The sequence below is a fragment of the Chitinophaga qingshengii genome (genome assembly GCF_014529935.1).
Taxonomy (GTDB): Bacteria; Bacteroidota; Bacteroidia; order Chitinophagales; family Chitinophagaceae; genus Chitinophaga; species Chitinophaga qingshengii.
Genome location: NZ_JACVFC010000001.1, coordinates 163,561 through 180,285, shown reverse-complemented (window position 1 = coordinate 180,285; position 16,725 = coordinate 163,561). Strand labels below are relative to the sequence as shown.

The 16,725-nt window shown below is 50.3% G+C and carries 8 protein-coding genes; 7 read left to right on the top strand and 1 reads right to left on the bottom strand.

Annotation, left to right across the window (positions count from 1 at the left end):
• Window positions 1–42: 42 nt before the first annotated feature.
• From ICL07_RS00645 to ICL07_RS00615, 7 genes are all read left to right on the top strand, one after another.
• Window positions 43–2,460 carry an ABC transporter permease gene (locus tag ICL07_RS00645; protein ID WP_188086022.1) on the top strand — a complete coding sequence of 806 codons (2,418 nt, stop codon included), beginning with the start codon at window positions 43–45 and terminating at the stop codon, window positions 2,458–2,460.
• Between the two features lie 21 nt (window positions 2,461–2,481).
• Complete coding sequence (locus tag ICL07_RS00640; protein ID WP_188086021.1) at window positions 2,482–3,525, top strand: alpha/beta hydrolase family protein; 1,044 nt, start codon at window positions 2,482–2,484, stop codon at window positions 3,523–3,525.
• A 107-nt stretch (window positions 3,526–3,632) separates the two neighbouring features.
• A complete protein-coding gene (locus ICL07_RS00635) occupies window positions 3,633–4,223 on the top strand; it encodes a TetR/AcrR family transcriptional regulator (protein ID WP_188086020.1) in 591 nt (196 codons plus the stop codon).
• A 21-nt stretch (window positions 4,224–4,244) separates the two neighbouring features.
• Window positions 4,245–5,489, top strand: a complete 1,245-nt coding sequence (locus ICL07_RS00630) for an MFS transporter (RefSeq protein WP_188086019.1) — start codon at window positions 4,245–4,247, stop codon at window positions 5,487–5,489.
• Between the two features lie 433 nt (window positions 5,490–5,922).
• Entirely contained in the window at window positions 5,923–8,934 is a 3,012-nt protein-coding gene (locus tag ICL07_RS00625) for a SusC/RagA family TonB-linked outer membrane protein (RefSeq protein WP_188086018.1), read from the top strand.
• 2 nt (window positions 8,935–8,936) lie between these two features.
• Entirely contained in the window at window positions 8,937–10,610 is a 1,674-nt protein-coding gene (locus ICL07_RS00620; RefSeq protein WP_246484953.1) for a RagB/SusD family nutrient uptake outer membrane protein, read from the top strand.
• Window positions 10,611–10,775: 165 nt separating this feature from the next.
• Window positions 10,776–13,376 (top strand): DUF7133 domain-containing protein, encoded by a 2,601-nt coding sequence (locus ICL07_RS00615; protein ID WP_188086017.1) that lies wholly within the window; start codon window positions 10,776–10,778, stop codon window positions 13,374–13,376.
• Between the two features lie 58 nt (window positions 13,377–13,434).
• Here the strand turns inward: ICL07_RS00615 and ICL07_RS00610 are convergent, their stop codons facing one another.
• Entirely contained in the window at window positions 13,435–16,650 is a 3,216-nt protein-coding gene (locus ICL07_RS00610; protein ID WP_188086016.1) for an AsmA family protein, read from the bottom strand.
• Between the last annotated feature and the right edge of the window lie 75 nt (window positions 16,651–16,725).

The following is a 16,725-nucleotide window of genomic DNA, read 5'->3' as shown; positions in this document are numbered from 1 at the left end:
GCATTGTCTTTTTGCTGCAACTGACAAACATCCAACCAGTCCATGTTCAGGAACTATTTCAAAATCGCAGTGAGGAACCTCATCAGAAGTAAGGGGTATTCGGCTATCAATATCTTCGGGCTGGCGATAGCCCTGGCTACCTGCCTGCTGATAGCGCTTTTTGTCATCGATGAGCTGAGCTACGACCGTTTCAATGAAAAGGCCGATCGTATCTACCGCGTGAACGCCGACTTCCAGGTGAATGGCAACGCCTTCCGCGAAAGGTACACCCCTGCACAAATGGGCGCCACCATGCTGAAGGACTTCCCGGGCATCGAAAACTATGTGCGGTTGCGCGGTTTCGGAGACCGCTCCGTTCTCGTTAAAAAAGGTAGCGAAACACTATTGGAACGTAATGCCGGTTTTGCCGACTCCACCCTGTTTGATGTTTTTACACTGCCGATGATAGCCGGTGATCCTAAAACGGCACTGACCAAACCCAACACGATGGTCATCTCCGAAAAGATGGCTAAAAAATATTTTGGAAACAATAATGCCATCGGTCAGATACTGCATATCGACAATACAGAGGATTACATGGTGACCGGCGTTATTAAAGACATGCCGGCGGCGGCGCATATGCATTTTGATTTTATCAAATCCATGGCCGGTATGGAACAGAGCCGTGATAACCACTGGATGGCCGATAACTTCGATACGTATTTGCTGGTACGGCCCGGCATCAGTGAGGCCACCTTGCTCAGTTATCTGAAAACACTGACCAAAAACTATATGGATGGTCCGCTGAAAGCAATGGTGGGAAGCAGTATCGAGGAACTGGAACGCAGCGGCAGCCATTTCCGGTATGATGTATTACCCCTCACCAAAATACACCTGTATTCGCCTTTCACCAATGAAGTGGAACCGGCTGGTAATATCCAGTACGTATATATATTCGCGGTAGTGGCGGTATTTATTTTGCTGATTGCCTGCGTGAATTTTATGAACCTCTCTACAGCCCGTTCTGCCGGCCGCTCGCGGGAAGTAGGCGTACGAAAAGTGATGGGCTCCCAGCGTATCAACCTGATTACACAGTTCCTGACGGAGTCTATGCTCACTACCTTCATTGCGTCTGTTATCGCTATCGTATTGGCGTTGCTGTTATTACCCTACCTGAACCAGGTAGCTGGTAAAGCCATTACCGGAGCGATGCTGTTCAATAAATGGCTGATAGGCGGCGTGCTGCTGACCATCTTCGTGGTGGGCTTGCTGGCGGGTAGTTACCCGGCGTTTTTCCTTTCTTCGTTTGAACCGGTGCAGGTGCTAAAAGGTAAACTGGCTACAGGTTTCCGGGGAGGTTGGTTGCGTAACAGCCTGGTGGTGTTTCAGTTTTCCACCGCAGTAATACTCATCGTAGGTACGCTGGTGATATATACGCAGTTGAATTATATCCGCAACAAAAAACTGGGCTATAGCCGGGAGCAGGTAGTGGTGTTGAAGAATACCTCATCGTTGTGGGTGCATGCCGATGCCTTTAAAGAAAGCGTGCTGAAGTTACCGGGCGTACAGGCCGGTACGATGGCCGATGCATTGCCGGTGTCCACTGTCCTCAGTACCAGTATCTTCTCCAAAGATGCGGCTGCCAGTGCGGGGAAGGTAACGGGATTGTTTGAATACAAGGTGGATGCTGATTATGTAAATACCCTGGGTATGCAGATTGCCAAAGGCCGGAACTTTTCGCCGGACATGCCGTCCGACAGCGCTGCGCTGCTGATCAATGAAACGGCGGCTAAGCTGCTCGGCTACTCCGACCTGGATAACCGTTTCCTCTACGCCAACTATGAAGGAAACAGACCACTGCGGATAATCGGTATCGTAAAAGATTTCAACAGCGGTTCTCTCCGTACCAAAATACCGCCTATTGTGATGCGCCTGGCCAGACGTAGTGATATGATGGCTTTCCGTATTCATACCGACAACATCCCTGCGCTGATGGATAAAATAGAACGGCAATTCCATAGTGTGGCGGGTATGGAAGGACAACCCTTCCTGTATACCTTCCTGGACGATGATTTCAGCCGCCTGTATGCTGCCGACCAGCGTACGGGTAAGATATTCATTTCCTTTACCTGCTTTGCTATCCTGATTTCCTGCCTGGGATTATTTGGCCTGGTAACCTACGCCGCTGAACAGCGCACCAAAGAGATCAGTATCCGTAAAGTAATGGGCGCCAGTGTATCCGGTATCGTTACCTTGCTATCCCGTGATTTTCTGAAGCTGGTGGTCATCGCTATCGTAGTGGCGTCGCCGTTGGCCTGGTGGATCATGGACCGCTGGCTGCAGGATTTTGCCTACCGTATCAATATCGCCTGGTGGATGTTTGCCGCCACCGCTTCACTGGCTATTCTCATTACCATTGTGACGGTTTGCCTGCAGGCCATAAAGGCTGCAAGGGCTAATCCGGTAGTGGCGTTGCGTTGATACTTTTCGTATCTTAAGGGTATGATGTATCATTTATCACGGTGCATCGGTTGTTGGCTGTTGTTGTGGCTAACAACCGGCTTAAATGCCCAACCCGTTACCCCTGCGGATTACCACCTGAACGCCTACACGTTACACGACGCAGCGTTGGGGGATGTCCGTTATTACGTTTCCTCAGAAGGTCTGCAAACTAAAAAACCATTGCTGGTATTATTGGACGGTTCAGGGCATTGGCCATTGGCATTACTGGTGAAGGAACCCCGCCGGCTGGAGGTCATGAATACGTTTGACCGGGATATGATGGCGCTGGCCGATCGCTTTCATCTGGTACTGATCAGCAAACCCGGCGTTCCCTTTTGCGATACCATACAAGTGAACAAGGATACGGTTACGATGGATGATGTGGACAGGCTATTGCCTATGCCTTATATCTACCGGCATAAAAACGGCCTGCAATGGCGGGCGCAGGCGGCTTCAAAAGTGATTGATGCGGTTTGTGCCCGGTTTCCGGTCGACCAGTCCCGGGTAGTGGTATATGGCTATTCAGAAGGGGCACAGGTAGCGCCCAAAGTAGCCCAGCTCAATAAGAAAGTGACCCACTGCGCCAGTATCTTCGGCAGCGGCCTGAATCAACTGTACGACTTTATCCACGACGCCCGCCTGGAAGCGGTAAAAGGGCATATTTCCTATGCCGCTGCCCAGCAACGGATCGATTCCCTGCTGCGCCTGTTTGAAGACATCTATCAGCATCCCCAGGATACACGGCAGGAGTGGGAGAATAATACGTATCAGCGTTGGGCCGGTTATGGAGCAGAACCACCCCTGCAGCAGTTCTCCCAGCTTAATATCCCCCTGTTCGTAGTGGCTGGTATGCATGATGCCAATTCCCCCGTTTATAGCCTCGACTACCTGCCGCTGGAATTCCTGCGCCTCGGAAAGAAAAACCTTACCTACAAAGTATACCCCGTCAATCACTTCTTTCAAAACACCGCTAACCCCCGGGATACGGCCAATTATAAGTCCCGGATGATCTCAAACCTCCTGCAGTGGCTAAAAATGCCCTGATGGACAACCACTTTTTTATCCAGCCATAAAAAAAAATATCTGCAAAGAAACATAAGTAAGCGAATATTCACTTATTTTTGAGTCCTCAAACGTTTGTAGAAAAAATCATGCGGACCCGTAACACGGAAAAAATAGAACTCGTCAAACAAATGACGATGCAGATGATAGTGGCCAATGGTATCGAAAACCTGTCGGTCAACAGTCTGGCGAAAGCCTGTGGTATATCAGTGGCTACTTTGTACATTTACTTCAAAGACAAAGACGACCTTATTACCCAGGTGGCCATTGAAGAAGGTACCCGGTTGAGCAATGCTATTTTAAAAGACTTTGATCCGGACCAGTCTTTTGAAACCGGTTTATGGCAGCAATGGCAGTGCCGGTCCCACTACCTGATGGCTAATCCGTTGTCTTTGTCTTTCATGGAAAGAATACAAATGTCCAGTTATGGCGGAAAGGTACGCAGTGTTATCGGTGATCTGTTTCACAGCGTCATGACCCGGTTTGTGGAAGGCGCGATAAAAAGGGGGGAACTTATCCCGCTTTCGGTGGAGGCCTGGTGGTCGGTGGCGTTTGCCCCTTTGTACAGCCTGATACGATTTAATCGGGAAGGCCGCAGCGTCAGTATGAAATCATTTGTACTAACGGATGAGATACTCCGGCAAACATTTGAGATCGTTGTAAAAGCTTTAAAACCTTAATCTCTCAGTCCTTATTTTAACATGCAAAAAGATACCACTAAGGTGCCCTTTACAGGGTATCAAAAAATCGTCGTGCTCATATTGGCACTCACCCAGTTTACGGTGATACTCGATTTCATGGTGATGTCGCCTTTAGGTGACCTGCTCATGAAATCCATGAACCTGCACCCTGCACAATTTGGGGTGGCTGTTTCTGCGTATGCCTTCAGTGCCGGTGCTTCCGGACTGTTAACTGCCGGCTTCGCCGATCGTTTCGATCGTAAAAAACTGCTCACTTTTTTTTACAGCGGTTTCATTCTCGGTACTATTTTCTGCGGCCTTGCACATACATATCCATTACTGGTGATGGCCCGTATCTTTACCGGTCTTTTTGGTGGCGTGATCGCTTCTATTTCTATGGCTATCGTCACCGACCTGTTTGATATTCATCACCGCGGCCGCGTAATGGGTTTCCTGATGATGGGCTTTGGCGCCAGCCAGGTACTGGGAGTGCCTATCAGTCTTTTCTTTGCGAACCGCTGGGGATGGTGGATGCCATTCCTGCTGGTAGCCGGCTTTGCCATGCTGGTAATGATATTGATACAGGTAAAATTGAAACCTGTTAACAAACACCTGCAAATGCAAAAGGATAGATCGCCGTTCGCTCACCTGCTGAAAACCTTTATTAACAAGGAATACAGAATGGGATATACCTGTACGGCATTAGTATCTATCGGTGGCTTCCTGATGATGCCTTTCGGTAGCGCCTTTGCTGTCAATAACCTGGGCCTCACCAATGAACAACTGCCCTTGCTGTTTATGGTGTCCGGTATTACGGCGCTGATTATCTTGCCCTTCGTAGGTAAACTGGCAGACCGCATCGATAAAGCCAGACTGTTTGCGATGGGCAGCCTGTGGATGATCACCATTGCGCTCATCTATACGAGACTGAGCATCACACCACTCTGGGTTGTGGTTGCCTGGAACGTACTGCTGATGATAGGTATCCTCGGCCGCTCTATTCCGGCCAACGCGCTCGTCAGCGCGGTGCCGCAAATGGAAGACAGAGGCGCCTTTATGAGCATCAATTCTTCCTTGCAACAAATTGCAGGTGGTGTTGCAGCAATGGTTGCAGGGTTGATTGTCGTGCAGAAAGATAAATACAGCCCGCTGGAACATTATGACATGGTAGGATACCTGATGACCGGACTCACCATGATCAGCGTCTGGATGATATTCCGGGTAAGTGAAATGATTAAGGCCAGAATGCAGATGCAGAAGGCTTAAGCACGAAATCAATTAGCTGAATAGAAAAGGTGTATCCATCGGGTACACCTTTTTTGTTTTATTTTTTTTAGATAGATGATCATCCAGGTTGACCATGTTCTCTCCGCATAATTATTAATAATCTGGTAACATGTTTCATTATTAAATCCTGTTTCCGCTTTCTAGTTTTACAGCACAAACCTGCTTATCAATGATGAAAATCACTGCGGTCAGTTCGCACTCGCATAGTGGACCTTTATGTGCATCAACCTTCCGGCAATCGCAAATAATTATAGTTTTTAAAACATCTTTATCAACTGAAAAGCCATACGGATGTAGGATTCCACGAACAATCACTGAAACGCACGTCATTTGAATTTTTCTTTCATGAGGCATACACATGCCGCTATTCAATCATCATTTTTACCAATAGCTAAATTTAAAGTGCTCGTTTATGAACAAATTTTATTTCAGTAGCCAACTGCTGAATTTTTACGTAAAGGTTTTCTTTGCTTTTACGTGCATGGCCATCTGCATCGGCCTCCTGTCACACGATGCACACGCCCAGGCAAAATTCAGCATTCAGGGTAAAATCACCGACGAAAAAAAACAACCGCTTCCCGGTGTAAGCGTGTCTGAAGCAGGTACCAAAACAGGTATTGTAACGGACGTTGACGGTCTGTACAAACTGGAGGTAAGTAGTCCCAATGCTACGCTGCACATCGCGTTCCTGGGATACGACAGCAAAGATGTCGCCGTCGGCGGACAACACACATTGCATGTATCTCTCTCTCCCCAGCTGCGCCAACTCAACGATGTAGTCATCACCGGTTATGGTAAAACCAGCAAAAAAAATGTGGTGGGCGCTATCTCCTCGGTGAGCGCAGGAGAGTTTACCCAGGGCGTTATCAGCAGCCCTTCTATGCTGCTGCAGGGTAAAGTACCCGGCCTGACTGTCACTAAAAGCGGGAATCCTAACCAAAATCCAACGGTGATACTGAGAGGCCCCTCTACCTTACGTTCCGGCGCGCAGGAACCGTTTTATGTAATTGACGGCGTACCCGGCGCTCCGATAGACCTGGTTGCCCCGGATGATATCGCGACCATCGACGTACTGAAGGATGGTGCATCTACCGCTATATACGGCGCCAGGGCGGCCAACGGGGTGATCATGATTACCACCCGCCGCCCTAAAACAGATCAGCTTCGTATAGCCTACAACGCGTATGTAGGCGTGGAAACAGTAGCCAAACGCCTGGAAGTACTGACCGGCGACGAACTCCGGAAATACCTGTCCGACAACGGACAGGTACTGGCCCCGGCTAACAACGATACGATTCCCGGTACACAACAACTGGTCAATACCGACTGGCAAAAAGAAGTACAACGCACCGGCGTATCACAGAACCACAACTTGTCTGTGATGGGTGGCTCCAAAGCCACCAACTACGGCTTCAGCGTCAATTACCTCAACAATCCCGGTATCATCAAAGGCTCTTCGCTCGACCGTTTAAGTATACGCGCCAACGTAGGGCAACGAGCGTTTAATGATCGCCTCCGCCTGGATTTCTCCGTATTCAATACATCCACCACACAAAACAATGTGCCGGATGCGGTATTGTATAACATGCTGAACTACCTGCCAACGGTATCGGTTACACGCCCCGATGGCAGTTTCACGGAAGACTATGCCGGCAACATCAGGGGCAGTAACAACCCCGTGGCACTGATCGTCAACAATAAAGACCAAACCAAATCTTCCCGCTTCCTGGCTACCGGCCTGGCGGAAGTGAAGATCCTGCCCGGTCTTACCTATACGGCCAGCCTCACCACCCAACGCGAACAATTCAACCGCAACGTATACTATAACAGCCTTTCCGTACTGGCTAAAGGTAACGGCGGTAAAGCCAACCGTATATCGTGGACGAATACACGCAATATCATCGAGTCGTATTTTAACTACGATAAAACGGTCGGAAAACACAACTTTAAAGTGCTGGCAGGGTACTCCTGGCAGGAAGACCGCAGCGGCGACGGCTTCGGCGTCACTACCCAGGGCTTCGGCAGCGATGCGCTTTCCTGGAACAACCTGGCACTCAGCAATCCGCCTGCAGGAACCATCGTGTTCGATAACAGCGCACAAACCACGCTCACCACGCTGCGTCTCATTTCTTACTACGGCAGGATCAACTATCAATACGCGGATAAATACTATGTACAGGCTTCCCTGCGTAATGACGGCTCTTCTGCTTTCGGTAAAAACAACCGCTGGGGCTACTTCCCGGCTGCCTCACTGGGCTGGCGCTTAAGCCAGGAAAACTTCCTGAAAACGGTACGTGCCCTGGACGACCTGAAACTCCGCGTCAGCTACGGTATCTCCGGTAACTCGCTCGGATTCGATCCGCTCACGGCTCAACTGCAATACAGCACCGTTGGCCGCTACTATGATAACGGTCAGCTGATCAACGCCATCGCCCCGGTTCAAAACGCCAACCCCGACCTGAAATGGGAACGTACCGCTATGTTCAATGCAGGCGTAGACTTTACCCTGCTGAAAGGCAGACTGAGTGGCGCTATCGACTACTACGATAAACAAACTTCCGACCTCATCTGGAACTACCCGGTAGCTACTACCCAATACATCGCCACCACCTTGCTGGCCAACGTAGGAAAAGTGAGCAACAAAGGGATAGAAGTCGTGTTGAACGCGGATGTTATCAGGGGTAAGAACTTTACCTGGAAAACAACGGTCAACGCTTCCCACAATACCAATAAAATCAGCTCTCTGGCCAATAGCCAGTTCACCCTCAAGGATATTCCCACGGCTATCCTCGGTGGTAAAGGCCAATCCGGCAACTGGAGCCAGAAAGTACTGGAAGGTCAGCCCATCGGTACTTTCACCCTGTTCCATTACCTCGGCAAGGATAAAGACGGTATCTCCACTTACCAAAAGGCGGATGGCACTGTCACCACATCGCCCAGCACTGCCGATCTGATGGTGGCCGGCTCCGCACAGCCTAAAATCAGCTACGGATGGAGCAATACCTTCCTGTACAAAGGGTTCGACCTGACTATTTTCATCCGCGGCGTATCCGGCAATAAAATCCTGAACGCTACGCTGGCAGCAGTCAACACGCCCACCGACGCTAAAATGACCAACATCGCGAAGTTCACCATGGGAGAGTCCTACAACGATAAAAACTCTTTCCTCATCTCCGACCGCTTCCTGGAAAATGGCTCCTACCTGCGTATGGATAACCTCACCCTGGGGTACACCATCAAAACGAAGAGCCAGTACATCAGTGCGATTCGTGTATACGGTAACGTGAACAACGTGTTCACTATTACCAATTACCGCGGTATTGATCCGGAAATCGACCTGGGCGGCCTTACTCCGGGTATCGACGTACGTAACTACTATCCGAAAACACGGTCATTCATCTTCGGTGTGAATGCTACATTTTAATTATGAACGTTAAGCTACTGATGAATATGAAACTGCATAAATTTCTGAATATAGCCCTGGCAGCGGCGGTGGCCCTGTCCGGATGCCGTAAACTGGATGTGGACGTGGAATCCCGTTATACGCCCGGTAACTTTCCCACCAACAGCGCTTCCTATGCGGCCGCTGTCGGCGCGGTATATGCCCAGCTGGCCAACTCCAAATCCGGCGATGCTACCTATTTTATGAATGGTACCGGCTTCAGCTACGCCGTAGATTACTGGATGCTGCAGGAACTGAGTACCGATGAGGCTATCATCCCGGCCCGTGACGGTAACTACGACGACGGTGGTAAATACCGTTTCCTGCACCTGCATACCTGGACGGGTAACCTGCCTTTTGTGATCAGCTCCTGGCAATGGGGTTTTGGTGGTATCAATATTGCCAACAATGCGCTAAACCTTGCTAAAGGACTGCCGGAAGGCACTACCCGGAATACGGCCGTGGCTGAACTGAAAGCTATGCGCTCCCTGTTCTACTTTTTTATGATGGACTCCTTCGGCAATATTCCCATCGTAGATGCGTACCCGGTAGCTTCGCTGCCGGAAACCAAACCGCGTAAGGAAGTTTTTGCTTTCATCGAAAGCTCGCTGAAATCGGCATTGCCGGATCTTCCTACGAAAGTAGACGGCTCTACCTACGGCCGCGCCACTAAATGGATGGCCTTCTCGCTGTTGGAAAAAATGTATCTCAACGCGGAATACTATACGGGCACCCCCCGTTATGCGGACGCGGTAGCCATGGCAGATAGTATACTCATCAACGGGCCTTACTCCATGGATGCGGATTACACCTCCATCTTCAAACCGGATAACGGTCCGCAAATAAAGGAAACCATCTTCGCTATTCCTTACGATGCTAACCTGATTCCTGGCTGCCACTTCACCCGTTTCTGCCTGCATCCTTTGCTGAAAGCGAAGTTTGACCTGCCGGAGGCTTTCGGTCCCAGTGTGGCGCTCAGCACCATCGCCGATTTCTACGCTTTCTTCAACCTGCCCAATGATGTACGTAATGGTACCTGGCTGGCAGGCAAGCAAACCAATAAAGATGGCACACCAAATATGTTTCGCACCAGTACCAAAACATTGGATGCTTCCTATCAGGGACCTGACACGCCTATCGACTGGTGGGTGACCATCACACCGGAAATGAAACTCAAACCCGGCGGTGAAGGCAAACTGGATGTGGGTAACGACTTGCTCGGCCAGCTCAAAGGAGCCCGCTCCATCAAATTTTATCCCGATAAAAACCTCAACACGTCTACCCGTTTCCAGAACACCGATATGCCGGTATTCCGTCTCTCTGATGTGCTGATGATGAAAGCGGAGGCCATCCTCCGGGGGGCTGCACCTACCACGGTTAAAGGGGAACTGCAAACCGCCGATGTACTGGTGACTAAAATCCGCACCCGTGCTGGCACTACCCCTGCTGCCGGCATTACCCTCGATGACCTGCTGGTAGAACGTGCACGCGAATTTGCCTGGGAAGGATGGAGAAGAAATGACCTGATCCGCTTCGGTAAATTCGAAGGCCAATGGGGCTTCAAACAAAAAGATAATGATCTGTTCCGCCGTATATTCCCGATCCCGGAAATAGAACTGGCACTGAATCCTAAACTGATCCGCAACCCGGGTTACTAACAGGTAAAATGTAAAAAGCAGCGCGTGTCTCTTTGTAAAGGAGACACGCGCTGCTTTTTACCAATAAACCAATTTTCTTTTCCTGACTGCAATAATTTTATGGACAACAATTAATTTTTTATATCTTGATCAGCTATTTCCACGATATCAAACAAGCCGTTTATAATGATCAAACTTCCAGTAGCGCTGGCCTGTTCGCTGACAGCGCTTATCACAGTGAACCCGATTGCAGGACATGCACAAACCACACCCCCTGAACTAAACATCACACGATTTTCAGGTCCTTCTGTCACACCCAGCCCTGCTTGTCTGGCTGTAGCGCCCACCGGTGAGGTATTTGTGGGCGTTGATAGGGAAGGCTCCTTAGGAAGAGCGCCTGGTAAAGGCAGCATCCTTAAACTGATAGACCAGGACAACGACGGTAAGATGGATCGTCATACTAAGTTCGCCGAGGTAGACAATCCCCGGGGTATCATCGTAATGGGCAACCAGGTCTTTGTATTGCATACTACCTTTTCTAAAGAAACAGGTAAAGCCACCGGCATGGCCCTGGTGGTTTTTGAAGACAAAGACGGGGACGGCAAAGCCGATGGGCCGCCTCAGCCACTGATAGAGCATCTCAGCAACAGCAAATACATCCAGGAAAGAGGTACCGATCACGCTACCAACGGTATCCGGATGGGTATCGATGGCTGGATATATATTGCCGTAGGCGATTTTGGCTTTCATGATGCCACCGACCGCTCCGGTAAAAAATTGACGATGCTGGGTGGAGGAATTGTGAGGGTACGCCCTGATGGCACTGAAATGGAAGTGTTCACACATGGTACACGCAACGTATACGATGTGGCCATCGATCCCTATATGAACGTCTTCACCCGGGAAAATACCAATGATGGCGGCGGATGGAACGTTCGTTTCTCTCATCATATCCAATCGGGGGAATACGGTTACCCGGTATTGTTCCAGCATTTCACGGATGAAATAATACCGGCGCTGGCCGATCTCGGCGGCGGTTCCGGTACGGGTGCGCTGTATATGTCCGAACCTGGCTGGCCGGCGAAATATACGGATGTTCCCATGATGGCGGACTGGGGTAGGAGTATGCTGTATATTCACCGCGTAACGCCCGATGGCCCGACGTTCACACAAAAAGAAGAAGACTTTATTCCCTTACCCCAGATTACTGACCTCGATGTGGACGGCTCCGGCAGGCTATACCTCTCCGCATGGGATGGCGCCGGTTATTCCGGTAGCGATACCATCGGGTTTGTAGTGCGGGCAGTACCCAATAACTGGACCTACAAAGCTTTCCCCGACCTAAACAAAGCCTCGGTAAGTGAACTGGTAGATTTACTGAAATCCCCCGGTGCGGTGGCCCGCTTAAATGCTTCGCAGATGCTGTTGCAGCGGGGCGGTCAGGAAGGAACAGCCGCGGCGCTGAAAATCGCATCTGATGCGCAGTTACCGTTATATGCCCGCGTAGCTGGTCTCTACACCTATGCGCAGGCTGCCGGAAAAGACGGTATTGCCGCATTGGTAGAACTGACGAAAGACGCTGCCATGCGGGAGCACGCACTGAGAGCCCTGGCAGATCGCAAAGGCATCATAGCCGCCGTTCCGGAACAACCTTTCCTCGACGGACTGAAAGACCCTTCCCCCCGCGTGCAGGCGGCTGCCATAGTAGGCTTGGGCCGTTTAGGCCGCACCGATGCTGCTACCGCTTTATTACAGACAAAAGTACCCGCTTCTTTTACAGCGCCGGTGAAAGACGTGGAAGGACCTCATGCCACGCCTAATGCCGCTATTGTATTGCCACATCTGGCGGTGCGTGCGTTACTGGAGCTGCATGCTGTAGATGCTGTGGTGGCCGCGCTCAACGGTTCCCATGCGCCGCTCGCCTTATGGGCCATGCGTTATATGCACGAGGAAAAGGTGGTGAATGGCCTGATAGGGGCTTATCAGCGTTCAAAAGATCAGAAACTGAAAAAGCAAATCCTGACTACCTTAGCACGCCTGTATAAAAAAGAAGCGGACTACGACGCTTCCTGGTGGTGGGGAACCCGGCCGGATTCACACGGTCCGTATTACAAAGCGGTACTGTGGGCAGGCTCTCCGCAGATCGAAAAATTCCTGAAGAAGGAAGCGCTGAAAGTCCCGGCCCGTATGGATAATTTCAGGGAGCTGGATGCACGTCACAGAATGGGTATCGCTGCTTTTGCACCGATCAAAAAAGAAGAGCCTGTGGCGGCGAAAGAACCCAAAGTCGACCTGGAAAAAATAAAAAGCAAAAAAGGACAGGTAGGTAAAACCTCTATTGAAGACGTACTGCTGGCGGTAAAACAAATCAAAGGCGATCCTGCCAAAGGAAAAATTTTGTTCGCCAACCAGGGATGTAATGCCTGTCATAGCCTTACCAGGGCCGAAAAGATGAAAGGCCCCTTTATGGGTCAAATCGGTTCCATCATGAACCGCGAACGGATCGCTGAATCCATCCTTAAACCCAATGCCTCTATTTCCCAGGGATTTGCGACGGTGACCATCACCGCAAAAGGAAATAAGACCTACATGGGATTTGTGACGGAAGAAACGGCCGCTAAAGTGGTGCTGAGAGATATTACAGGATCGGTATATACGGTTAATACAGCGGATATCCTCTCCCGTAAGGAAATGAAAACGTCTATGATGCCGGAAGGTCTTGCGAATGCACTGTCTTTTGAGGAGTTTGCGTCGCTGGTGAGTTTCCTGGAGAAACAAAAGAAATAACAATCATCATCAATCTAAAAAACAGCGGCCGTCTCAACAAGAGACGGCCGCTGTTTTTTTAAATATTCTTCGCCTTACCCAACCCGATATGATATTTATCCGGTGTGCCGGAAATCCTGATATGCATAAAACGGCCCTTTTTCCCCTTATCCACGCTTTCAATAGCATCTACCTGGTCAGCCTCCACTTCTTCGCGTTTACGGCCAAAAAGGGACTGGAAACCGACCTGCGTAACCATCCGCATGGGGATACGGAGCTGGTAACTCATCTGGAGGTCCAGTGACTGCTTCCCCGATACTTCTATATACCCCAGGGAAGAATTAATATTCATATTGGGAATTTCCAGGGTACCGTTTTTAAACGTGAGTTTATTGCGCAACGTGTCAAAACGCACCATACGGAGGTTTTTATCCTTGAAATAGGACGACATGGCCTGCATGGGACCAAAGTCTATCAGCACGCCGTCGTTTATTTCGATATCCATCTGGGCGGCGGTTTCGCTCAGCACCGGCGTCAGGTCGGGGTGTAACCGCACATGGCTTTTGATATGCCCGCTTAGTTTTCCTTTCAGGTTCTTATTGAGTACCATGTCTTGTCCGAAGTTGTCGAACTTCAGCAGCATTTTGGTCATGTCTACGCTATCGAGCCGGATACCGCTGCGGAAATAGAGCTTCGCGGGATCGGAGGCGTTGAGTATGCCCCGCATACCGATATGTCCACCTGCCATCCGCACGGAAATGGTATCTACCTTGATGCGCTGGTCTTTCTGCATATGCACGTTGGCCAGCACTTCCTTCATCCACAGGCGGTGGTAGCGTATCTTGCCAATATTGACCTGCGCGTCGAAATTGCTGAAAGGTATTTTGAAGATGTTGAAACCGGCGGCATGCAGACTGTCGTTCTGCCTAACGGTGGTAGGTTGTGTGGGAGCGGTTTGCGCGGTATGATCGGTAAAGTCGTAGTTCATCAGCTCATCCACATTCAGGAATTTGGAATGAAAGCTGAAGAAGTTATTCCGCTCCTTACCCTGGCGATCGGGCCCGGCGTATAGTTTCACGTTCATGTCGAAGTCACTGCTGCCGATTTTGCCGGTGAGCGTGTCTACCACCAGGTATTTGTTGGCGCCATACCGTATTCTCCCTTTAATATTCTCCAGTTGAATAGGATGTTGTTTCAGGGTGCCGGAGATGTTGGCAATATGCGCGTCTACACGTTTGAACACGGTGTCGTAACGCAGGTTCAGTTTGGCGCGTAACCAGAGGTTGCTGGCCTGTTCGTACCAATAGCCCTGGGGGATGAATTTACGCCCGCGGGGACCAATCAGATCGTTGACGGCTATACGGTCTGACTTCAGATCAAACGCCAGTTCTGTCCGGCCTTTTTTGATTTTGGTAAACCAAAGCGGATAATTATTGAGCCGGCCTTTAAAGGCAAAGCCGCTGCTGTCGATATGCCCGGTGAAATTACGTACCAGCAGGCTGGTATCATTGATGGTGATGTCTGCACCGAAATCATGCAGGGCATGCGGATATTCTTTGAAAGCGGCGCCCAGGTTGGTCAGTTTGAAAGTGCCTTTCGGCAGTGGGGCAGGATGCAGCAGTTCCTGCACGGATGTTTCAAAAGCCAGCCCGATGTTAAAACCGGAAATTACTTCCTGGCGTAGCACTTTGTGGGTGGAGTCTGCCAGCAGCAGTTCCCCGGGATGGATAGCGTTACTCGAGGCCCGGAAGGTAACGGCAATAGGCTTTTTCTGCTGGTGGAAAATAGCCGGGAGGTCGCTGATGGAACCTGCTGCCTTTATATCGGAATGGCCTATACGAAAAGCTACGGAGTCCAGCAGCAGGCCACCATTGCGGATTTGAGCATGCAGGTTCATTTTACGAACCGGCAGGGGATAGTTGGGAATACGGAATTCCAGGTTACTCACGGTCAACTCGCTCTGTACGCCCTCTTTCAGTTTGGCCAGCTGTTGTTCCGGCAGATGGATGTCTACCAGCTCCTTGAAGTCCATTTTCAGGGCAATTTGCCCCTGTAGCTGCTGCAGGTCTTTGATACCCAGGAACTCGCCTACGAACTTCAGGTCCAGTTCGGAGTACACCTGCATCACGACATGCGGATCGGTGAAATCCTTCATAATAAAATTACCTTTGAAAACGCCCTGTCCTGGTTTGGCGTTGATGCCGAGCAGATGCAGTTCTGCTGTTTTTAGCGTATGGGCGTCACCGTTGGTAAAGTATCCTTTGAAGCCCAGGGAGTCGACTTTCCGGTCAATGTTTTTATTCTGGAACCACACGTTTTCGCAACCGAAATTAACGCGGATGGCAGGCATTTCATTTTTGGAGATTTTCCCTTTTACGGTGCCATCGAAAAAGATGCGGCCATCGCGGCGGTATTTCTCCAGCATGGCGGCGATGTCGTTGGGTACGAGGGCGAAAAGCAGGTTCAGGTCGGGCCTGTCTCCCCTGACTTGCAGGTCCAGGTCTGTTTCTTTACCCAGCACAGCGCTGCCGGCGAGTGCGAGACTGGCATTCTCCAGCCGGATGGTGCTGGGAGAGAGGGACAGTTTCTTTTGGCCAAGGTCATAGTCTCCTTTCAGCACCATGGCCACTTTCCGGTTGCGGAATAAGGTGCTGTCGGTTGGACTGGTGAAATCGAACGACAGTTTGCTATCCAGGTCCAGCGCCATATGATCGCCTTCCATTTTAAAGGATGTCCTGATTTTATCAATATGGGACACGATTTTCCAGCCGGAAGCAGCGTCCAGGTAGGTAACGTCAATATTTTTCAGGATTACCTTTTTCAGGTCGAGGGTCAGCGCTTCTACGCTGTCGGCCACGGCGGCGGAGCTGGTATCCGTCTTGAAGGCATGCGCCTTGATCAGGTCTACATCGCCATTGGCGGCACGTGCAATATGTACGTTCCCGTTAGCTACCACGATAATGCGTACCTGGTAGCGGCCCCGGAGTATATCCGGCAGGCTGAAGCCGGCATATAGCTTCTCCACCTCGTACAACGGTTTACTGTCCATGCGTTTGTTGGCATAAAAACGAACGTTGTGCAAAGCGATAGATACATAGGGAAAATTGCTGAAAGGGGAGATGCTGCTGTTGCCCAGTACCAGTTCCCCGGCAAACTGTTTGTTCAGCTCATCAACTGCCATTTGGGTCAGACGCTGTTGCTGGCTGTATAAAACGCCGCCTGCAATGCCGGTCAGCAGCAGTAAAGCTGCCAGCGATATCAGCGCCACACGGATGATTTTTTTTCCTGCTTTCATGTTCAAGGCCATTCTAATGCGTAAAAATATCGAAAAATGGTGGCAGTGGGTACCCATGCATGTTGGGGATGTGTT